Source organism: Brevibacterium sp. JSBI002 (assembly GCF_026013965.1).
Classification (GTDB): domain Bacteria; phylum Actinomycetota; class Actinomycetes; order Actinomycetales; family Brevibacteriaceae; genus Brevibacterium.
In genome coordinates this window covers 1376421-1395742 of the sequence record NZ_CP110341.1, presented here as the reverse complement: position 1 = coordinate 1395742, position 19322 = coordinate 1376421, and the positions used below count along the sequence as shown (strand labels likewise).

General features: G+C 62.5%; 19 protein-coding genes. 10 read left to right on the top strand and 9 right to left on the bottom strand.

The genetic code is table 11. The features are described from left to right. Window positions 1–136: 136 nt before the first annotated feature. Both LJ362_RS06250 and ychF read right to left on the bottom strand, forming a co-directional pair. Entirely contained in the window at window positions 137–2356 is a 2220-nt protein-coding gene (locus tag LJ362_RS06250; protein ID WP_264801286.1) for an AAA family ATPase, read from the bottom strand. A gap of 205 nt (window positions 2357–2561) precedes the next feature. Further along, on the bottom strand, window positions 2562–3647 hold the full coding sequence (gene ychF, locus LJ362_RS06245) for a redox-regulated ATPase YchF (RefSeq protein ID WP_264801285.1): 1086 nt from the start codon (window positions 3645–3647) through the stop codon (window positions 2562–2564). 72 nt (window positions 3648–3719) lie between these two features. Here ychF and LJ362_RS06240 point away from each other — a divergent pair, with 72 nt between their 5' ends. Beyond that, window positions 3720–4916, top strand: a complete 1197-nt coding sequence (locus LJ362_RS06240) for a DNA recombination protein RmuC (RefSeq protein ID WP_264801284.1) — start codon at window positions 3720–3722, stop codon at window positions 4914–4916. Between the two features lie 72 nt (window positions 4917–4988). Here the strand turns inward: LJ362_RS06240 and LJ362_RS06235 are convergent, their stop codons facing one another. Then, entirely contained in the window at window positions 4989–6005 is a 1017-nt protein-coding gene (locus tag LJ362_RS06235) for a 4-hydroxy-3-methylbut-2-enyl diphosphate reductase (protein WP_264801283.1), read from the bottom strand. Window positions 6006–6096: 91 nt separating this feature from the next. Here LJ362_RS06235 and xseA point away from each other — a divergent pair, with 91 nt between their 5' ends. Together xseA and LJ362_RS06225 are read left to right on the top strand one after the other, a co-directional pair. Beyond that, entirely contained in the window at window positions 6097–7404 is a 1308-nt protein-coding gene (gene xseA, locus LJ362_RS06230) for an exodeoxyribonuclease VII large subunit (protein WP_264801282.1), read from the top strand. A 52-nt stretch (window positions 7405–7456) separates the two neighbouring features. Next, complete coding sequence (locus tag LJ362_RS06225; protein WP_025778102.1) at window positions 7457–7696, top strand: exodeoxyribonuclease VII small subunit; 240 nt, start codon at window positions 7457–7459, stop codon at window positions 7694–7696. A gap of 39 nt (window positions 7697–7735) precedes the next feature. Here the strand turns inward: LJ362_RS06225 and LJ362_RS06220 are convergent, their stop codons facing one another. Further along, window positions 7736–8386 carry a DUF4245 domain-containing protein gene (locus tag LJ362_RS06220; RefSeq protein ID WP_264801280.1) on the bottom strand — a complete coding sequence of 217 codons (651 nt, stop codon included), beginning with the start codon at window positions 8384–8386 and terminating at the stop codon, window positions 7736–7738. A gap of 117 nt (window positions 8387–8503) precedes the next feature. On the opposite strand from LJ362_RS06220, the gene glpX reads away from it, so the two are divergent. The 3 genes from glpX (at window position 8504) to LJ362_RS06205 (ending at window position 11807) form a co-directional block, all read left to right on the top strand. Further along, window positions 8504–9628 (top strand): class II fructose-bisphosphatase, encoded by a 1125-nt coding sequence (glpX, locus tag LJ362_RS06215; protein ID WP_264801278.1) that lies wholly within the window; start codon window positions 8504–8506, stop codon window positions 9626–9628. Between the two features lie 60 nt (window positions 9629–9688). Next, entirely contained in the window at window positions 9689–10315 is a 627-nt protein-coding gene (locus LJ362_RS06210) for a carbonic anhydrase (protein WP_173153476.1), read from the top strand. A gap of 88 nt (window positions 10316–10403) precedes the next feature. Then, window positions 10404–11807, top strand: coding sequence for a class II fumarate hydratase (locus tag LJ362_RS06205; protein ID WP_264801277.1), 1404 nt, complete (start codon window positions 10404–10406; stop codon window positions 11805–11807). Between the two features lie 80 nt (window positions 11808–11887). Here LJ362_RS06205 and LJ362_RS06200 read toward each other — a convergent pair whose 3' ends face one another. Both LJ362_RS06200 and LJ362_RS06195 read right to left on the bottom strand, forming a co-directional pair. Continuing rightward, window positions 11888–13195 (bottom strand): PhoH family protein, encoded by a 1308-nt coding sequence (locus LJ362_RS06200; RefSeq protein ID WP_264801276.1) that lies wholly within the window; start codon window positions 13193–13195, stop codon window positions 11888–11890. A gap of 211 nt (window positions 13196–13406) precedes the next feature. After that, entirely contained in the window at window positions 13407–14168 is a 762-nt protein-coding gene (locus LJ362_RS06195) for an isoprenyl transferase (RefSeq protein WP_320109157.1), read from the bottom strand. Window positions 14169–14271: 103 nt separating this feature from the next. On the opposite strand from LJ362_RS06195, the gene trhA reads away from it, so the two are divergent. After that, window positions 14272–14925 (top strand): PAQR family membrane homeostasis protein TrhA, encoded by a 654-nt coding sequence (gene trhA / locus LJ362_RS06190; protein ID WP_320109156.1) that lies wholly within the window; start codon window positions 14272–14274, stop codon window positions 14923–14925. Continuing rightward, window positions 14901–15056, top strand: a complete 156-nt coding sequence (locus LJ362_RS16895; protein WP_320109155.1) for a hemolysin III family protein — start codon at window positions 14901–14903, stop codon at window positions 15054–15056. Before trhA ends, LJ362_RS16895 begins: the two co-directional genes overlap by 25 nt. A gap of 113 nt (window positions 15057–15169) precedes the next feature. On the opposite strand, the gene LJ362_RS06185 is transcribed toward LJ362_RS16895, so the two are convergent. Both LJ362_RS06185 and mca read right to left on the bottom strand, forming a co-directional pair. Further along, window positions 15170–15553, bottom strand: a complete 384-nt coding sequence (locus LJ362_RS06185; protein ID WP_264801274.1) for a hypothetical protein — start codon at window positions 15551–15553, stop codon at window positions 15170–15172. Continuing rightward, window positions 15550–16560, bottom strand: a complete 1011-nt coding sequence (gene mca, locus LJ362_RS06180; protein ID WP_264801273.1) for a mycothiol conjugate amidase Mca — start codon at window positions 16558–16560, stop codon at window positions 15550–15552. Before mca ends, LJ362_RS06185 begins: the two co-directional genes overlap by 4 nt. A gap of 123 nt (window positions 16561–16683) precedes the next feature. Between mca and LJ362_RS06175 the strand changes: the two genes are divergently transcribed. After that, window positions 16684–17109 (top strand): DUF4307 domain-containing protein, encoded by a 426-nt coding sequence (locus tag LJ362_RS06175; RefSeq protein WP_264801272.1) that lies wholly within the window; start codon window positions 16684–16686, stop codon window positions 17107–17109. Between the two features lie 257 nt (window positions 17110–17366). Further along, the gene (greA, locus tag LJ362_RS06170) at window positions 17367–17861 is read left to right on the top strand and encodes a transcription elongation factor GreA (protein WP_101546580.1); all 495 of its coding nucleotides are present in this window, start codon (window positions 17367–17369) and stop codon (window positions 17859–17861) included. 54 nt (window positions 17862–17915) lie between these two features. Here the strand turns inward: greA and LJ362_RS06165 are convergent, their stop codons facing one another. Then, window positions 17916–19322, bottom strand: a complete 1407-nt coding sequence (locus LJ362_RS06165; protein ID WP_264801271.1) for an AI-2E family transporter — start codon at window positions 19320–19322, stop codon at window positions 17916–17918.

The window sequence follows — 19322 nt, the reverse complement described above, 5'->3', positions numbered from 1 at the left end:
CCGCTTCGCCCTGCACTACACATTGAATCTAAACTTCACCACTTTCCATAGCAGAATGACCTCAGAAAAATTCCCAATGACCGGAAGCGTTACGCCCTCGCCCCGCGTGCCCCACCGGAAACTACTTTTCAGGGTGTCAGTCCGCTCCTTGAGGCTCCTTGACCCCCATCATCATCTCGTAGTGACCATAATGATTGGCCTTCTCAAACACGTGGCTGAATACCTCCAAGTACACGTCTTGGGTAATTTGGCTCGGGGAATAATGCAGGTTCTCGAACACCCCGTGCGACCCCTCATTGACCCAATTGAACAGTGATCGCAGAACCGGCCTCTCTGCCGGATCCAAGACCTGGACGATCTCGTCCTCCCAAATGCCACCCGCGATTCGGAAGTAGTTCTCCAGGATTCTGCGAAGGACATTCTCCAGGCCGATAATGCTCATCGGTGCGCCCTGCGAAGCCCGTCGAACTTCGGACCAGAGGCGTTCGTACTCGGTACTAACAGGGTTCTCGGCATGCGACTCGATAACATTAGCCTCGGTCAGGTGCTTCCTGATCACTTGGTAGCTGCGACCTGACCCCTCTTCCTTATGCCGGACCTGAGTTACTTCCTTGTGGAAGTACACGTTGTGCGTAAGAACGATTACCTGTGCCACGTGGTCGGTCTTGGATAGCGCTCGGTTGATTAGATCGCGAACGAGCGTACTTACAATGAAGAGGACGTCACTATCCAGGCTGGAAATCGGGTCGTCGATCACCGCCAGGATCTTCCCTGATGCAGCAGTTTTCTCTCGCCCGTTGAGTAGGAAATAGTAATACAGGAAGGCGATGAACGTTCGCTCTCCCTCACTAAGGGAATGTTCGTCGAGTGGCACACCGTTGCGCGCCAGCATGTAGCCATCATTGAGCTCAGCGGAGTTGACGATGTGGAACGATGTGAATCCAGATCGCTTGAGAAGTCGGTTGATCTCATCAATCACTGGTTGCGATGATTCGACGGAACGTTGTAGATGGCGTACTTCATCATCGAGTTTGCCAATTGCCGCCGACGCCTCTTCCTTCTTCTTTTGCGTGCTATCGAAACCTCTCTGCAGACCGGCGGACTTCTGCTTGTACACCTGGAGCTCTTCGCGGAGGAGCACGTCGGCTAAGTAGGTCCAGCACTTTGCGGCCAGCTTAGGCTTCTCCTCTTTTTGCGACTCGACCAAACGATTGTGCGCGTCGATCTTGGTATTGGCCTCGCTGATTACGGCGTTCAGAGCGTCAATCGGAGCTTTCGACGCGGACATCGCTACTGACTCAGACGGCGCTCCCAGCTTCTGTTCGAGCAGCCTTTCATTGACACCATTGATAGCGTTCAACGAACCGAGTGCCTTTTGGTAGGCAGCCTCGTCGAGGTAGCTGATCGACTCCGCGCTCCAGTCCTCGATGACCTCTCCAACGGACCGGACCCAGGATGAATAGGCTGCAGCCAAGCGCTTCAGCTCTTCGAGCTGCTCTGTGTACCGATGGTCAAACATGGTCTCAAGTTGCTTTGCGAGGCCTTCGGGTGCCTTCTGTTGGCAGAATGGGCAGAGCCCCTCTGAGTTGCGGAGGTGCTGGCGTCCGGCCTGAACCCAGTCCTCGCTTCCCAGCTTCTCTACAAGCTCGCTAAGCGAGGCCTCAGAACTGCCAACGATCTTTTGCTCCAGAAGAGCTGAACCGTCGTGTTCACTCCACCGGAACTCGCCGACCTCAGTGAGCCGGGTACGGAATGTCGCTCCCGTGTCAAATACTGCCTCGGCTTCAGCGAGAAGATCCTCTAGCTCGGGCAGGGACTCGGCCGGCGAACCTCGCTCGAGAAGGCGCGTCACAAGCATGTCCTTATTCTTGTCTACGCCTCTTTGGCCGGTAAAGGCAGGCAACAAGGTCGTGTGTTCGTCGACAAGAGCACGATACTTCTTCCACGCGGCAGTTTTGAACGTCCCCTGGGCATCTGCTTGGCGTTCTTCCACGTCCTTGTGGCTGGTCTGAGCGCGCTCGTACCTGTCGATAGCCAGCGCACGATCGCCTCCAGGCATTTCGATCTCGTCTAGGCGATTCTGGGCATCGACGCTGCTTTCACCAAGGACGAAGACACCCGGAATCCTGTTGGATTCTCGTAATATCTGGTCCACGAGGTCTCTGTTGTAGACCCGGATCGTCATTTCGGCACCGGCGAACCACTCCGGTTCGAGCTGCAGAGAGCCGTAACCAGCGAAGGCTCGGCTGATCGTCGTCTTCCCAGATCCGTTGGGGCCGTAGAAGAAACTTGCGGTTTTCAAGCCGGTGATCGAAAGCGGACTGTCCCCGAAACAGGTGCCGCCGACAATCTTCACCTCGCGTAGCATGAAACCACCGCTCCCACCGACCAGCGGCCCACTCGCTTGCAGAGAGCGGCGTCGTTGGGAAGAGAGCGGCATGAGCAGGTACCCCAGGTCGCCACGACTGTTTCTCGGGCCATGTTCACTCCCCCTTGAGTGTTTACCAAGCGTCGTATCGCTACACTAGTTCATAACAGAAACTAATCTTCTGACCTGGGGTTTAGACGTTAAATCGGAACTCGACCACGTCCCCATCGACCATGATGTAGTCCTTGCCTTCCATCCGGACCTTGCCGGCGGACTTCGCGGCAGCCATCGAACCGTTCGCATCGAGATCATCGAAGGACACGATTTCGGCCTTGATGAAGCCCTTCTGGAAGTCTGTATGGATGACTCCGGCCGCTTCGGGGGCGGTGGCGCCCTTCGGAATCGTCCACGCACGGGATTCCTTGGGCCCGGCCGTCAGATAGGTCTGCAGACCCAGGGTGTCGAAGCCGACTCGGGCGAGCTGATCGAGTCCACTCTCTTCCTGGCCGGTCGACTCGAGCATCTCCCGGGCTTCCTCCTCGTCGAGTTCGGCGAGTTCGGACTCGAACTTCGCGTCGAGGAAGATCGCCTCGACGGGAGCCACCAGTGCCCGCATCTCATTCTTCTTGTCCACATCGGCGAGCACTTCGTCGTCGACATTGAACACGTAGAGGAAGGGCTTGACCGTCATCAGCTGCAGCTCACGCAGGGCGCTGACATCGAACTTGTCGGCCTGCATCGCCTGGTAGAGCGTCCGCCCGCCTTCGAGGATCTCGGTGGCGGCATCGATCGCAGTCAGCTGCTCAGCAGGAGCGCGCTTGCCCTTGACTTCCTTCTCGATCCTGGGCCGAGCCTTCTCCAATGTCTGGAGGTCGGCGAGGATGAGCTCGGTGTTGATCGTATCGATGTCATCGGCGGGGCTGATCTTGCCGTCGACGTGGACAACATCGTCGTCGACGAATCCGCGGATGACCTGACAGATCGCATCGGCTTCACGGATGTTGGCGAGGAACTGGTTGCCCAGGCCTTCCCCTTCAGAGGCACCGCGCACGATTCCAGCGATATCGACGAAGTCGACGGTGGCATTGAGGATGCGTTCGGAGCCGAAGATCTCAGCCAGTCGCGTGAGTCGCTCGTCCGGCAGCGGGACCACGCCCACGTTCGGTTCGATCGTCGCGAACGGGTAGTTCGCTGCGAGAACTTGGTTCTTGGTCAGTGCGTTAAACATGGTCGACTTGCCGACATTGGGCAGTCCCACGATTCCAATAGTCAAAGCCACGGTATCCAAGTCTAGCCGTCGCCGAGGTGGTCCTCGAATTCTCGTGTCAGTGCCCTCTGTCACCCTGGGATCATGAATGCTTTCCCCGCATCCGCAGTCATCATCGCCTTCATCGTGGCGATCGTCCTCGCCGCCGCGCTCGGATTCCTCCTCGGCCGCAGTCTCACCCGTTCCCGCTATCTCGAGAGACTCACTCGCGCCGAGACCACGTCACGCATCCTGTCCGAGCGCACCGAAGATCTCGAGGCCGATGCGCAGATGGCCGGTGAGATCACTGCCGCCATCGGGCCGTTGGCGGCAAGCGTGAAGAATCTGCAGGAGAACCTGCACTCCCAGGACCGCACGCAGATCGAACAGATCACCCGACTGAACTCCCAGATCGGGCACCTCAGCCAACAGAACCTCCGCCTCCAGGAATCGACCGGGTCACTGGCCAACGCTTTGAATTCGACGACCCACCGTGGAGACTGGGGCGAAGTCCAGCTCAAACGCATCGTCGAATATGCCGGCCTCCTCCCCCACGTCGACTTCGACACGCAGGTCAGCGCCGACCGGGACGGCAAGCGCCACCGCCCCGATATGGTCGTCCATCTGCCCGGTGGCGGCACGATCGTCATTGATGCGAAGACACCGTTGTCGGCACGGATGAACAAGGACTCCGTCGAGGCGGCCAGCTCCGGCACGGGCGGTCAGGACCATGCCCGCGCCCTGTTGCGCCATGTTGATGCCCTGGCGTCGAAGGAGTACTGGAAGGCGTTCGATGCCTCCCCCGACTTCGTCGTCTGCTTCGTGCCCACCGACGGTCTGCTCTCCGCAGCCGCGGCAAGCTACCCGAAGATGATCGATCATGCACTGGGCAAGAACGTCGTCCTCGCCTCACCAGCGACTCTGCTGGTGCTCTTGAAGACCGTGGCGCTCAACTGGCGGCAGGCGGACATGTCCACCTCGGCGGCCGAGGTGCTCCGACTCGGCACGGAACTCTACGAACGTATCGGCACCCTTGTCACCCACGTGTCACGGATGGGTGCCAGCCTGGACCGCTCGGTCGAGGACTACAACCGGTTCGTCTCCTCGCTGGAGTCGCGCTTCCTCGTCACCGCGCGAAAGTTCCCCTCGACGGGAATCGTCGCCGACGAGCTCGACGCCGTGGCCGAACTCGATACTCGTTCTCGCGGCATCAGCGCCGAGGAACTCAGTCGGCCGCGGGCCATGGACTTCGATGATCGTGGTCCGACTTATCTGCGCGGTCGGCAGACGGGGACAAGTTGAGAATCGACAGCGTTTGTCGACTCCGTTGAGTCGTGGAAGTCCCCGTCGCGTCACGTAGCGGAATTGCTCAGCTCAGCCGAGTTTGCGCAGTTCCTTCGGCAGCGAGAAGATGAGGTCCTCTTCGGCGGTGACGACCTCTTCGACGGTGTCGAATCCGTACTCAGCCAGCAGCTGCAGCACGTCCTGGACGAGGTTCTCCGGAACGCTCGCACCTGAGGTGACACCGACCGTGGCCACGTCATGGAACCATGTCTCGTCGATCTCGCGGGCGAAGTCGACACGGTAGGCAGCCTTCGCCCCGTGTTCGAGAGCGACTTCGACGAGGCGAACGGAGTTCGAGGAGTTCGCCGACCCGACGACGATGACGAGATCCGCGTCGGGCCCGACCTTCTTCACCGCGACCTGCCGGTTCTGTGTCGCGTAGCAGATGTCATCGCTGGGTGGATTCTGCAGGTGCGGGAAGCGCTCACGCAGGATCTCAACCGTTTCCATGGTCTCGTCCACGCTCAAGGTCGTCTGTGAGATCCACACCAGCTTCTCGGCATCGGGAACCTCGATGGTGCGCGCCTCTTCCGGGCTCTGCACCAGTGTGATGTGCTCCGGCGCCTCGCCCATGGTGCCTTCGACCTCTTCATGCCCGGCATGGCCGACGAGGAGGATGCGGAAGCCGTCCCGGGCGAACCGGATGGCCTCCTTGTGGACTTTCGTCACCAACGGGCATGTCGCATCGATCGTCGACAGCGAACGCCGGGCAGCCTCGGTGTGCACGGCCGGTGAGACTCCGTGAGCGGAGAACACGACCCGAGCACCTTCCGGGACTTCATCGGTGTCATCGACGAAGACGGCCCCGCGTTCGGACAGGGTCTCGACGACATGTCGGTTGTGCACGATCTCCTTGCGGACATAGATCGGTGCGCCGAAGTGCACGAGGGCGCGCTCAACGGCGATGACAGCACGATCGACGCCGGCACAATAGCCGCGCGGTGCGGCCAGCAGCACCCTCTTGTCTGCATTGACCGGAGTGCGGATCTCGCCCGGTGCCAAACGCCGGCGCGGAATGGTCGGGGCAGGTACTGAAACGACGCTCACCCGTTCAGTCTAAGCCGGACCCATCGACTGCGGCCAGGAATGGGCTGCGTCAGTGCCGTTCGTTAGGCTTGGGATTCGGAAGGGGACTTAAATGGCGCAAAGAATTTCCGGCACTCCCGGCACGCTCGGTGAAACAGCCGAGCCGAAGGAGCTCGCCGCCACCGCAGCCGAGACCACGGCGGAGAATCCGTGGCCGCTGAGTCTGCTGTCTTCGAAGATGAAGTCCTATATCGACCGCATGTCGAGCGTGTGGATCGAAGGGCAGGTCGTCGAGCTCAATCATCGCGGCAAGGCCAGCTACCTGACCCTGCGCGACACCGATGTCGAGATGTCCTTGCCGGTCCAGATCTGGAAGAACGTCCTCGACCGCACCGGGGCTCCTCTGACCGAGGGCAGCCACGTCGTCGCCAATCTCAAAGCCGATTTCTGGACGAAGACCGGTCGGCTGACGATGCGCGCCAACGATATCCGCGCCGTCGGCCTCGGCGAACTCCTCGCCCGCCTCGAACGATTGAAGAAGCAGCTAGGGGCCGAAGGGCTCTTCGATCCCAACCGGAAGCTGCGCCTGCCGTTCCTGCCGAACCGGATCGGACTGATCACCGGACGGGATTCGGATGCGCAGAAGGACGTCATCCGCAATGTGCACCTTCGCTGGCCTGCCGCCGAATTCGAAGTCCGCAACTGTGCAGTGCAAGGCCCGGATGCCGTGCCGGGAGTGATGAAGAACCTCGCCGAACTCGACGCGGACCCGCAGATCGATGTCATCGTCATCGCCCGCGGCGGCGGCAGCATGGAAGACCTCCTGCCGTTTTCCAACGAAGCACTCGTCCGTGCCGTCTCCGCCGCGCAGACACCGGTCGTCTCTGCGATCGGACACGAGGCGGACCGGCCCATCCTCGATGAGGTCGCTGACATGCGGGCATCAACACCCACGGATGCCGCAAAGAGGATCGTTCCGGATGTCGCCGAGGAAGGCATGAATCTGCTGCGTGCCCGCGCCGAGCTCGAAGCTGCCGTCAATCGCCTCCTCGACCGAGAGCAGGAGATGCTCACCGCCGTGCGATCACGGCCGGTGCTCGCCGAACCGCAGACGATGATCACCGCGCATGAGAACGAGCTGACAACGATCCGCCGCCGCAGTCTGCAGGCGACGAACGGACGGCTCATCCAAGCTCAGAACGAGATCCAGCATCTCCGTTCCCAAGCCAGGTCCCTCTCTCCCCTGCGGACGCTGGAGCGCGGCTACGCCGTGGTGCAGACCGACGAAGGTCAGGCCGTCCGCAATGCCGCCGAGGTCGCCGCCGGCGACACCGTCCATGTCCGGGTCGCTCGTGGTCGTTTCGACGCAGATATCACCGAGGTCACTCCGGAGACCGACGATTCGACGACCGACGATTGACTACAACCCCACACTCTGTCCACGTTTCACACACTCTGCGAAGGAGACACCGATGACCGAACCGACGACCCAACAGGACCAGCCCGATATCAGCACGCTCAGTTACGAGCAGGCGCGCGAAGAACTCGTCATGACCGTCAAGCGTTTGGAGACCGGCAACCTGCCGCTCGAAGAGTCACTGCGGCTGTGGGAGCGTGGCGAGGCTCTGGCCGACCGGTGTCAGGCGTGGCTCGACGGAGCACGGGAACGCCTTGACAAGGCCCGTGAGGAGACCTCGGACGACACCGAATAGGTCTCCAGGTCAGCCGAAGTTCAGCCAGGGCCGCCGAGATCACTTGAGTTCGGCGGCCACCTGATCGGCGAAGCTATTGACGGTGTCCGGCGCAGCGGTGGCAGTCAGAACGACATACATATCGCCCTTGTGCGTGACCCAGTATTCCTTCGCCTCTTCAGTGCGGTAGACCTGGAAGTCGGCACCGCCGACGGTCACCTTCTCGGCAGCGACAGCCTCGTCGGTCTTCCGCTTCGCCCAGTTCGCGCTGGCTTCGGCCTGCTCGATGCTCACCCACTGGTCGTCGGGGCCGATGAACGACATGTACCACGAGGTGTATTCGGAGTCGCCCATACGATCGAGGCTGGCCTCGTTCGACGTCCATCCGCGCGGGATCTGCGGAACGATGAGGTCGAACTCGGCGTTGCCCTGTGACTGCTCGGCGATCCCCTGATAGTCGACGACACGTTCTGAGTCGACTTCGGGCTGCGGGGCGAGGAACAGGATCCCGACGGCGACTGCGAGACAGGCGAGGATCGCGATGACCATATTGACCCAGTTCGAGTTCTTGCGCAGGAAACGCATCTCTTCCCGGGACCCCGGCAGCATCACTCCGGACTCATCAGCCATGGACTCTCCCCTGGGACTCGGCATCGTCTCGTCGACGACCGTTCGAGCACCCGTCTCGTCGGCAGCATTTCGGACATTCACACCGCCATTGTCCTCGGCTCGCGCGCGAAGGGCCAATTCCGGTCCGAGGACGTGACTGCGGCCACAAGCAGACACCGCTGTCGCGACCCCGATCACAGGGGTGGCACAATTGGAAGCATGAGTGACTCCAAAGAGCCTGTTGACGTGAAATCTCACCATGACCGAGGACGAGTTGATGAGGAGGCTCCGCCTGTCGCAGTGACCGACTCATGGTCACAGAAGGCTCAGGTCGAGTCGGATGCTCCCGACCGCAACTTGGCTCTGGAGCTCGTCCGAGTCACCGAGGCCGCAGCCATCGCCGCAGCCCCCTGGGTCGGCCGCGGCGACAAGAACGCAGCCGACGGAGCGGCCGTGGCCGCGATGCGCAATGTCATCTCCACCGTCCGCATGGCCGGCACCGTCGTCATCGGCGAGGGTGAGAAGGACGAAGCTCCGATGCTCTTCAACGGCGAGCAGGTCGGCGACGGCGGCGGACCGCACTGCGATGTTGCTGTCGACCCGATCGACGGCACTCGCCTGACCGCTCTGGGCATGCCCAATGCGATCTCTGTCATGGCTGTGACCGAAGACGGCGCGATGTATGACCCCTCTGCCGTGTTCTACATGGAGAAGCTCGTCACCGGCCCCGATGCCGCTGATGCCGTCGACATGCGTCTGCCGATCGCTGAGAACATCCGCCGCGTCGCCAAGGCGAAGGGAACGAAGGATCCCGCCTCGGTCACGGTGATGATCCTCGACCGTCCCCGCCACCAGCAGATGATCGATGAGATCCGCGCCGCCGGGGCTCGCATCCAGCTCATCACCGATGGCGACGTCGCCGGAGCCATCGCCGCCTGCCGCCCCGGAACCGGCGTCGACATGCTCATGGGCATCGGCGGTACCCCCGAAGGCATCATCACCGCCTGCGCCATCAAAGCACTCGGCGGAGTCATCCAGGGCCGACTGTGGCCGCAGGACGACACCGAACGCGAAGCCGCCGCCAAGGCCGGCCTCGACGTCAACAAGGTGCTCAACACCGACGACCTCGTCACCGGTGACAACAGCTACTTCGTCGCCACGGGCATCACCAACGGCGATCTGCTCGATGGCGTGAAGTTCCAGGGCAGCCACGTCACCACGCATTCCCTGGTGATGCGGTCGAAGTCGGGAACCGTCCGTCAGGTCTTCGCCGAGCACCAGGCAGCGAAGACCCACTCATACGTGGAGGCCGCCGAAGAAGCCGCACGCCGCGGACTGGTCTGACCTCCAATCGCACCCGGGCCCGGGTACGATGCACACAATTCGGAAGCAGGTGCGAAAGCAATGCCCAATCAGGCGTGGAAGCGACTCCTCGAGGGAAATCAGCGTTTCGTCGACGATGTCCCTCAGCACCCCAACCAGGACACGGCGCGACGCGAATCCCTGTCGGACAGCCAGACCCCGTTCGTCACTCTCTTCGGCTGCTCGGATTCCCGAGTCGCCGCTGAGATGATCTTCGATGTCGGCCTCGGTGACATGTTCGTCGTGCGCAATGCCGGACAGGTCGTCGACCCGGTCACCTTGGGCTCGCTCGAATACGGAGTCGAGATGCTCGGCACTCCCCTGCTCGTCGTGCTCGGCCACGACAGCTGCGGGGCCGTGACCGCCGCCTACAACGCCTACGACTCGGGTGAGACTCCCCCGGGATTCATCTCCGACGTCGTCGCCCGCATCCTGCCGACGGTGGCCCGGGCCCGAAAGAACGGGCGCACCACGATCAACGAGACCGTCGGTCAGAACACCATGGACACGGTCGACAAGATCATGCAGCTGTCCACGATCATCAAGACCGCCGTCGACGAGGGCCGACTCATCATCGTCGGACTCACCTACCAACTCCACGATGGCCACACCACGGTCGTCGCCCAATACGGAGGCGACGAGGCCGCGGTCTCCACCTATGCTTCCTGAGCGACCGGCCACCTCGGTGGTCAGCCGTTCAGCCCTACGAGCCTGAGCTCCGCAATCATTTCCCCGGCACCCAACGGAAAGGACAACAATGACCGAAGAATTTCGCATCGAACACGACACCATGGGTGAGGTCAAAGTCCCCAAGGACGCCCTCTACAGCGCACAGACCCAGCGTGCCGTCGAGAACTTCCCGATCTCGGGCAAGACCCTCGAATCAGCCCACATCGCCGCACTGGCACAGGTGAAGAAGGCCGCAGCGAAGGCCAACGCCGAACTCGGCGTGCTTGACGAAGCCCGCGCCACAGCCATCCAGAACGCCGCCGATCGGGTCATCGCAGGCGAATTCGACGCCCACTTCCCCATCGACGTGTTCCAGACCGGTTCGGGAACCTCGTCGAACATGAACACCAACGAGGTCCTTGCCTCGCTGGCGACCAAGGCACTCGAAGCCGACGGAATCAACGTCCACCCGAACGACCATGTCAACGCCTCGCAGTCGTCGAACGACGTCTTCCCCACCTCGGTGCACCTGGCCGTGACCAAGGCCCTGGTCAACACGCTCATCCCGGCCATGGACACCCTGGCGACTTCGCTGGAGAAGAAGGCGAAGGAGTTCTCCTCCATCGTCAAGTCCGGACGCACCCACCTCATGGATGCCACTCCGGTGACTCTCGGTCAGGAGTTCGGCGGCTACGCAGCTCAGGTCCGTTACGGAATCGAGCGCATCGAGGCTTCCCTGCCGCGCGTGGCGGAGGTCCCGCAGGGCGGAACCGCTGTGGGCACCGGCATCAACACCCCGGACGGCTTCTCGTCCCGCGTGGTCGAGATCCTCGCCGAGGAGACCGGTCTGCCGATCACCGAAGCTCGCAACCACTTCGAGGCCCAGGCCAATCGCGACGGACTCGTCGAGGCCTCCGGTCAGCTGCGGACCATCGCCTACGGCTACATGAAGATCTGCAATGACCTGCGCTGGATGGGTTCGGGACCGAACACCGGTCTCGGCGAGATCGCCATCCCCGACCTCCAGCCCGGTTCGTCGATCATGCCCGGCAAGGTCAACCCGGTCATCTGCGAGGCCACCATTCAGGTCGCCGCCCAGGTCATCGGCAATGACACCTCCGTGTCGCTGTCGTCGACCAACGGCGCGTTCGAGCTCAACGTCGGCATCCCCGTCATGGCCTCGAACCTGCTCGAGTCGATCCGCCTGCTCGCGAACGCCTCGACCGTCATGGCCGAGAAGATGATCGACGGACTCACCGCCAACGAGGAGCGAGCCCGCTTCCTCGCCGAGGCGAGCCCCTCCATCGTCACCCCGCTGAACAAGGTCATCGGCTACGAAGCGGCGGCGAAGATCGCCAAGCACGCCGTGGCCAACAAGATGACCGTCAAGGAAGCGACGATCGCTCTCGGCTTCGTCGAGAACGGCTCCATCACCGAGGCTGACCTCGACAAGGCCCTCGACGTCACCACGATGATCGGCAGCTACAAATAAGCCTCCGATCTGACAGATCGCAACGGCGCCCGGACGATTTCGTCCGGGCGCCGTTTCATGCTGTCGATCAGTTCAGAGGCTCAGGAGCGGAACGGGTCGAATTCCTCGAGCACATCGGTGACCAGGGCGGCGATCTCCGACCGTTCCGACCGTGTCAGCGTGACGTGCGCGAACAGTTCGTGGCCCTTGAGCTTCTCGATCACCGCGGCGACTCCGTCGTGCCTGCCCACTCGCAGGTTGTCGCGCTGGGCGACATCGTGGGTGAGCACCACCTTCGAGTTCATTCCGATGCGTGAGAGCACGGTCAGCAGAACGTTGCGCTCCAACGACTGCGCCTCATCGACGATGACGAACGCATCGTGGAGGGACCGTCCGCGGATGTGGGTGAGCGGAAGCACCTCGAGGATCTCCCTGTTGACCACCTCGTCGATGACGTTCTTGCTCACCAGCGCGCTGAGGGTGTCGAACACGGCCTCCGCCCAGGGGTTCATCTTCTCCCCTTCGCTGCCGGGCAGGTAGCCGAGGTTCTGCCCGCCCACGGCGTAGAGGGGACGGAAGACCATGATCTTCGAGTGCTTGTTCTCTTCGAGCACCTTCTGCAGTCCTGCCATCAGGGCCAGCGCGGACTTCCCCGTTCCGGCTCGCCCTCCCATCGACACGATCCCCAGGGCGTCGTCGAGCAGCATGTCGATGGCGATCCGCTGTTCCGCCGACCGTCCGTGGACGCCGAAGATGTCACGATCTCCGCGCACCATCGACACTCGGTTGCCGCTGCGCACCCGTCCCAGTCCGGATCCGCGTGGTGAGGTGATGACGACCCCGGTGTTGACCACCTGGTCGGAGACATCCTCGGTGACGACGGACCCCGAATCGTAGAACTCGCTCATCTGCTCGTCGTCGAGGCCGAGCTCGCTCATCCCGGTGAACCCGGAGTCGACGGCCAGCTCCGCCAGATACTCCTCCGCGTGCAGACCCAGGGCCGAAGCTTTCACTCGCATCGGCACGTCCTTGGTCACGACGACCACGTCACAGCCTTCGGCAGAGAGGTTGCGGGCCACGGCCAGGATGCGGGTGTCGTTCTCCGTCCGGTCGAAGCCGACCGGCATCGTGGAGGCGTCGATGTGGTTGAGCTCGACCCGCAGCGTTCCGCCCGCGTCACCGACCGGAATGGGCTGATCCAATCGGTCGTAGTCGGAACGGAAGTCGTCGAGGATGTGGAGGGCTTTGCGTGCGGTGAATCCGAGTTCGGGATGATTGCGTTTGCCCTCGAGTTCGGAGACGACGATGAGCGGGATGACGACGTGGTGTTCGGCGAAGCGCAGAAGCGCTCCGGGATCCGACAGCAGCACCGAGGTGTCGAGAACGTAGGTGTGGACTTTTTCAGCCATGAGGACCTCTGAGGCGTGAGTTCCGCCGAGATCCGGTTCTGACATCCCCCGATCTCGGGTTGGTGTCGACCAACTACAGCCAACCTAACCCGGTTCGCCCCCGCAGCCGGCAGCGGCACGCGTGCTCGGGCAAGTCAGGGTCATGAACTTCGAGTGAATGCGGGATTCCGCCGTCAGACGGCCGGTAGGTCTCACTGGCGGCGGGCACGGTCTATTTGCCGAAGCGGCGCTGCCGCAGACCGTAGTCGCGCACGGCTCGGAGGAAGTCCGTGCGGCGGAAGTCCGGCCAGTAGGCTTCGCAGAAGTAGAACTCCGAATAGGCACTCTGCCACATGAGGAAGCCGGAGAGTCGCTGCTCTCCCGATGAGCGGATGATGAGGTCGGGATCGGGTTGGCCCTTGGTGTAGAGGTGTTCGCCGATCTGCTCCGGCGACAGTTCGGAGATGATCGACTCCAGGTCCGTGCCGTCGTCGGCCCGTGTGCGCAGCAGGGACTTCACCGCATTGACGATCTCCTGTCGACCGCCGTAGCCGACGGCGACGTTGACGCGCATTCCACAGTCCTCGGTCGTCGTCACCGCTTCGAGGCGGGCACGCAGATCCGGGGGAACGATGTCGAGATCACCGACGAGCTGGACGCCGACTCCGTCGAGAGCCGCGATCTTCTCCACCAGATCCGAGATGATCTCGATGAGGATCGACACCTCTTCTGCCGAACGGGCGAGGTTCTCTTTGGACAGAACGTAGAGAGTGACGATCTCGACATCGATCTCGTGGCACCAGCCGAGGAACTCGACGATCTTCGCCGCTCCGGCACGGTGACCGTCAGCGGTCGTCGCACCGAACTCCTTGGCCCACCTGCGGTTGCCGTCGGTGATGACTCCGACGTGACGAGGAACCGGAACCGACTTGTCGAGCTCACGTTTGAGCCGTCGCTCGTACAGCCGATAGAGCAGGTTCACGGGTCGCGCCACAGCTGTCCTCTTCCACATGGGTCGTCAGTCGGTTCGAATACTGTACAGACTACTAGCCGACGATGCTGAAAGAGGCCTCAGGTCCGCTGGCTACTATGGAGCTATGAATGCTTCGCCCACCGATTCCTCTCGGGTCGTTCCCGACGGCTCCGGTCAAGTCGGTTCAGCAGGCGCGGATGATGATCCGCCCGCCGACGACCACCGCATCGCCCGTCGCCGCTCAGCGCTGCGCGCCGAACTGACGAAGCTGGCGGGTCAGGTCAAGCCGAAGCTGCGCGGTTGGTTCCACGCCGGGGCGTTCCCTCTGGCCATGCTCGGCGGCCTGGCACTGGTGATCATCTCCCCGACCATCGAGTCGCGCATCGCCGCCGCGATCTTCGCTGTCACCGGCATGCTGCTCTTCGGCACCTCCGCCGTCTATCACCGCGGCCGATGGCGCACCCGCGTCCGCCTCGTCCTGCGGCGGCTCGACCACGCGAATATCTTCCTCATCACCGCCGGCACGTACACACCGCTGGCAGTGCTGATGCTCCGCACCGACCAGGCAGTCCTCCTGCTGTCCGTGCTGTGGGGTGCCGCTGCACTCGGCGCGGCCTTCCGAACGATCTTCACCACCGCGCCGAGGTGGCTCTTCGTCCCCATCTACGTCGGGTTCGGCGTCGCCGGAGTCGGATACATTCCCCAGATCTGGACACGAACTTTCCCGTCGGACTCCTCGTCGTCCTCGGCGGCGTGTGCTACATCGCCGGCGCGGTGATCTACGGGATCAAGCGGCCGAACCCCTCACCGAAGTGGCTCGGCTTCCATGAGATCTTCCACATCTTCACGATACTCGGCTACGGCTGCCACCTCGCCGCGCTCATCATCGCCGCCGTCGCAGCCTACTGAGCTCCATTCGACTGAGCCCACAGACAACGGCGCGATCACCGATCGGTGATCGCGCCGTTGTCTGTCAGGTCAGGACCTCGGGCCCCAGAGTTCAGGGTTCAGGATTCAGAGCCTCAGGCTCGTTCATTCCGTTCGTCGGAGGACTCGGAGACATCGATCGGCTCCTCCGTCGAGCCACCTCGGCGATCTGAATCGGACGGTCCGGTGTCGACGGCTGTGTCGGATTCGCTGTCAGCGCTCTCCGTTTCGGGTGCCTCCGGCCCTGAGAGCTTCGACTGGTTGGGCACCACATGCCTGCGCAGCGGGATCGGATAGGCGTCGCTGGCGCTCGAGTGCGCCCGCACCCGACGGGCACGACGCATGAGGTCCCGGATGAGGAAGATCGTCAGGACGACAATGGCGAGGGTGGCCAGGAAGCCGATGGTTCCGGGCGTCACCAGATCCGGGTCCGGTGTTCCTCCGTCCGGAGTCGGGGCTTGAGAGGACGCGAAGATCATGCGCGGGTGTCGCTTTCGGTCGGGACGGCGGAATCAACGCCGAGGTCTTCGGCAGCCGGCGAGTCCGGGAGCATCCCCTCGTCGGGAACGCGACGTCCGTCATCGAAGGTCACGGCGGCGAACAGATCGGTCTCCTGGAAGTCCAGCTCCCGGTTCAGCGGCTCACGACCGGTGAGGTCGAGAGCCAGTTCGAACTCCTCTGTCGGCCAATACGTGCGAGCGGCCTTGCGCGACGCGGAGAAGAAACCGCCTTCGGGATCGATCTGAGTGGCGTGGGAGAGCAGCGCACGATCACGGGCGGAGAAGAACTCGGAGCACGAGATGCGGGTGCTCAGCCAGTTGTGGCGCTGGTTGTCACGCTTCTTGAAATCCTCGAGGTGGTCGGCGAACGGGGACTCGAGTTCCGCCTCGAGCATCTTCTCGTGGATCGTGATCCACTTCTTCGCCGACAGGTCCTGGTTGAAGTAGATCTTCTGCACCTGCCACGGTTCGCCGAGCTCGGGATGCGAGGTCGCATCTGCGGCGGCTTCGACAGCGGCCATGGTCACAGCGTGGTTCTTGATGTGGTCGGGGTGAGGATATCCGCCGAGTTCGTCGTAGGTGGTCACCACCTGCGGACGGAAGGTGCGGATGATGTGCACGAGGGGAAGCATCGCCACCTCGTCGGGAACCCGATAGAAGCATCCGGGAGGAGTCTGGTTGTCGAAATCGCCGTCGGGCAGTCCCGAGTCGACGTGACCGACCCAGACATGTTCGGCGCCGAGGGCTGCGGCAGCGGTCGCCATCTCCTCACGACGGAGACCGGCGATGTCGCGGCTGGCCTTCGGACTCTGCAGGAGAGCGGGATTGAGGATATCGCCGGCCTCGCCACCGGTCATGGTGGCGATGAGCACCCGGGCACCCAGTGAAGCGTACTTCGCGCTCGTTGCCGCACCCTTGGAGGATTCGTCGTCGGGGTGGGCATGGACGGCCAACAGGCGCAGCCCATGGTACGGAAGCGAAGTCATATCCTAAATGTCCCTTTCGATTCAGCCTGGTGGCCACCTGCTGCCGGCGCTGCGGCTGACATGATCGCCGGCAGAGGATCGACTACTCTAGATTAGTGCGCGAAGTACTTAAAGAGGAATTCAATGACTGAGGTAACAGTGGCACCACCACTGCATGACGATCGCTACGGCCGGACCAGCAGACCCAAGCGGAATCTGAGCCGTCGGGCGAAGATCATCGCCGTCGTCGTCCTCGCCGTGGTGGTCGCCGTCATCGCCATCTGGGCATTCCGCCCGCAGACGAATCCCACAACACCGCGCACTCTTGACTATTCGGTTATCGACGATTCTTCAACGCGCGTCACCGTCGGAATATTTCCTGATCAGAAACGCGACGTGCACTGCATCGTCCAGGCCACGAATGAGCACGAAGCGATCGTCGGCTTCACCGAGGTGACTGTTCCCGCCGATCCGAACGCCGATCCGAATTCGCCGAAGCGCCTCGATGTGGACCTGGCCACCACTCAGCTGGCCGCCTCCGGCCACGTCGACTCCTGCTGGTTCGAATAGGCCGAACGTTCGACCGCAACGGTCGCCTGGTGGAAGCACAGGAGCCGGGTCTCGAGAACCTTCGAATAGTTCTCGCACGGGGACGCATCTTGCGGCCGCAAACCTCCGACTCACCGCCGGGGACGTGATCGAACTCATCGTTTTTCTCCGCAGATGCGTTACAATGTAGTTTCATTCAACTTCCGGGCGTGCCCATACGCCCGGTTTTTTCGTTGCCTGACACGCCCGTCAGTGCACCGACCGAAGAAGGAGAAGTCATGACCGAGGAAGTCACCCAGGAAGAGACATGGTTGACCCAGGAAGCCTTTGACCGCCTGTCGAAGGAACTCGAGCATCTCTCCGGACCGGGTCGTGCAGAGATTGCTGAGAAGATCGAAGCCGCCCGCGACGAGGGTGACTTGAAGGAGAACAGCGGTTATCACGCAGCGCGTGATGAGCAGGGCAAACAGGAAGCACGAATCCGCCAGCTCGAGGTGCTGCTGCGGAACGCGAAGGTCGGCTCCAGCGACAGCGACGGCAAGACCGTGGCACCCGGAACCGTCGTGACCGCCAGCGTTGCCGGCAACTCCATGCGATTCCTGCTGGGCAACCGCGAGATCGCCGGAGACTCCGATATCGACGTCTTCTCGGAGAAGTCCCCGCTCGGAGCGGCTGTCCTCGGCGTCAAGGCCGGCGACAAGACCTCATACGAGGCACCGAACGGCAAGACCATCGAGGTCAAGGTCGATTCCGTCGAAGCCTTCACCGGCTGATCGAGACCGAATAGAGAAGTGGGCGGGTGCGATCGCACCCGCCCACTTCTCTATTCACTTCGGATCAGGCGAGCCTTTCGTTCCTGACTCGCCGGAGTCGCTCGAACCGGAACCTGATGCGCCTTCGTCTTCCGCGGACTCGTGGACGGCATCGGTGAGCCGTTCCTTCGCCGTCTCCAGGACCGTTGTGGCCTCGCGTTCGTCCGGGTCACGCTCCGCGGCGTCCTCCGTGTCCTCGGAATCACCGGCGTTCGTGCGCACGATATAGCTGACGACGCTGTTGAGAACGGCCACCAGGGGAACGGCGAAGAGAGCGCCGACGATGCCGAAGAGGAAGCCGCCGCCGGTGACTGCGAGGATCACAGCCAGCGGATGGACGGACACGGCTTTGCCCATGAGGAACGGCTGGAGGACCTGGCTTTCGATCTGCTGGACGGCAATGACAACCGCGAGCATGATGACCGCGCTGACCAGACCGTTCGAGACCAATGCCACCAGCACGGCGACCGCACCGGAGGCGATGGCTCCGACGACGGGGACGAACGAGGTGAGGAAGACCAGCACGGTCATGGGGATGACCAGCGGGATCCCCAGGAACGCTGCGCCGATGCCGATGCCGATCGCGTCGACGGCGGCGACGAGGATCTGGACCCGCACGTACTGCACGAGGGTCGTCCACCCCTTCAGAGCGGCTCCCGTGGCGACGGGACGGGCAGGGACCGGCAGCAGGTTCATCACCCACCTGAAGATGTTCTGTCCGTCGTAGAGGAAGAAGAACGTCGCGAACAGGCACACGGCCATACCGGTGAGGAAGGTGCCCACCGAGGAGGTGGCTTCCAGGGCACCGCCGAGGAGCTGGCTGCTGTTGTTCTGGAAGAAGTTCGTCGCGGTCTTGATAGCTTCGTCGATATAGCTCGAGATCGTCGTGGCGTCGATGCCGAAGGGACTCGAAGCCAGCCAGCCGCTGATTCCGGACACACCGGCGATGACCTGTTTGACGAGGTCGGGCATGCCGGAATAGATCTGCTGGCCGACGAGGCCGAAGAGTCCGAGCACGACGACGATGAACCCGATGAAGGAGATCGCCGCGGCCCCGCCTCGAGGCACACCCTTCTTCTTCAGCCACCCTGTCAGGGGCGCGAGCAGCGCTGCCAGCAGCAGAGCGATGAGCACCGGCAGGACGACGCTGGAGATCTTCGACAGCAGCCACAGGGCCACACCGATCGCCACGAGCACGACGATCGACCGCCACGACCACGCGGCAGCGAGCTTGAGACCGGGAGCCACATACGGTTTGGCCTCGGCTTCGATTCGGCTGAGTGCGATCTCCTCGGGACTGACCGCCTGTGACGGGGTCACCTCGGGTTCGGACTCGGAGTGAGAGGATCCGCGTCCGCGCCGGAACGCCTCCCATGCCCCTCGGAATCGGTTCGGGGGATGCTGCTGATCGTTTTCGCTCAT

Coding starts and splice junctions, on each gene's coding strand:
- LJ362_RS06225 (WP_025778102.1), top strand. CDS start 7,457: ATGACCGAACCGACGACCCAACAGGACCAGCCCGATATCAGCACGCTC.
- greA (WP_101546580.1), top strand. CDS start 17,367: ATGACCGAGGAAGTCACCCAGGAAGAGACATGGTTGACCCAGGAAGCC.
- LJ362_RS06185 (WP_264801274.1), bottom strand. CDS start 15,553: ATGATCTTCGCGTCCTCTCAAGCCCCGACTCCGGACGGAGGAACACCG.
- LJ362_RS06205 (WP_264801277.1), top strand. CDS start 10,404: ATGACCGAAGAATTTCGCATCGAACACGACACCATGGGTGAGGTCAAA.
- LJ362_RS06175 (WP_264801272.1), top strand. CDS start 16,684: ATGACTGAGGTAACAGTGGCACCACCACTGCATGACGATCGCTACGGC.
- LJ362_RS06165 (WP_264801271.1), bottom strand. CDS start 19,322: ATGAGCGAAAACGATCAGCAGCATCCCCCGAACCGATTCCGAGGGGCA.
- LJ362_RS06200 (WP_264801276.1), bottom strand. CDS start 13,195: ATGGCTGAAAAAGTCCACACCTACGTTCTCGACACCTCGGTGCTGCTG.
- glpX (WP_264801278.1), top strand. CDS start 8,504: ATGAGTGACTCCAAAGAGCCTGTTGACGTGAAATCTCACCATGACCGA.
- trhA (WP_320109156.1), top strand. CDS start 14,272: ATGAATGCTTCGCCCACCGATTCCTCTCGGGTCGTTCCCGACGGCTCC.
- LJ362_RS06240 (WP_264801284.1), top strand. CDS start 3,720: ATGAATGCTTTCCCCGCATCCGCAGTCATCATCGCCTTCATCGTGGCG.
- xseA (WP_264801282.1), top strand. CDS start 6,097: ATGGCGCAAAGAATTTCCGGCACTCCCGGCACGCTCGGTGAAACAGCC.
- LJ362_RS06210 (WP_173153476.1), top strand. CDS start 9,689: ATGCCCAATCAGGCGTGGAAGCGACTCCTCGAGGGAAATCAGCGTTTC.
- mca (WP_264801273.1), bottom strand. CDS start 16,560: ATGACTTCGCTTCCGTACCATGGGCTGCGCCTGTTGGCCGTCCATGCC.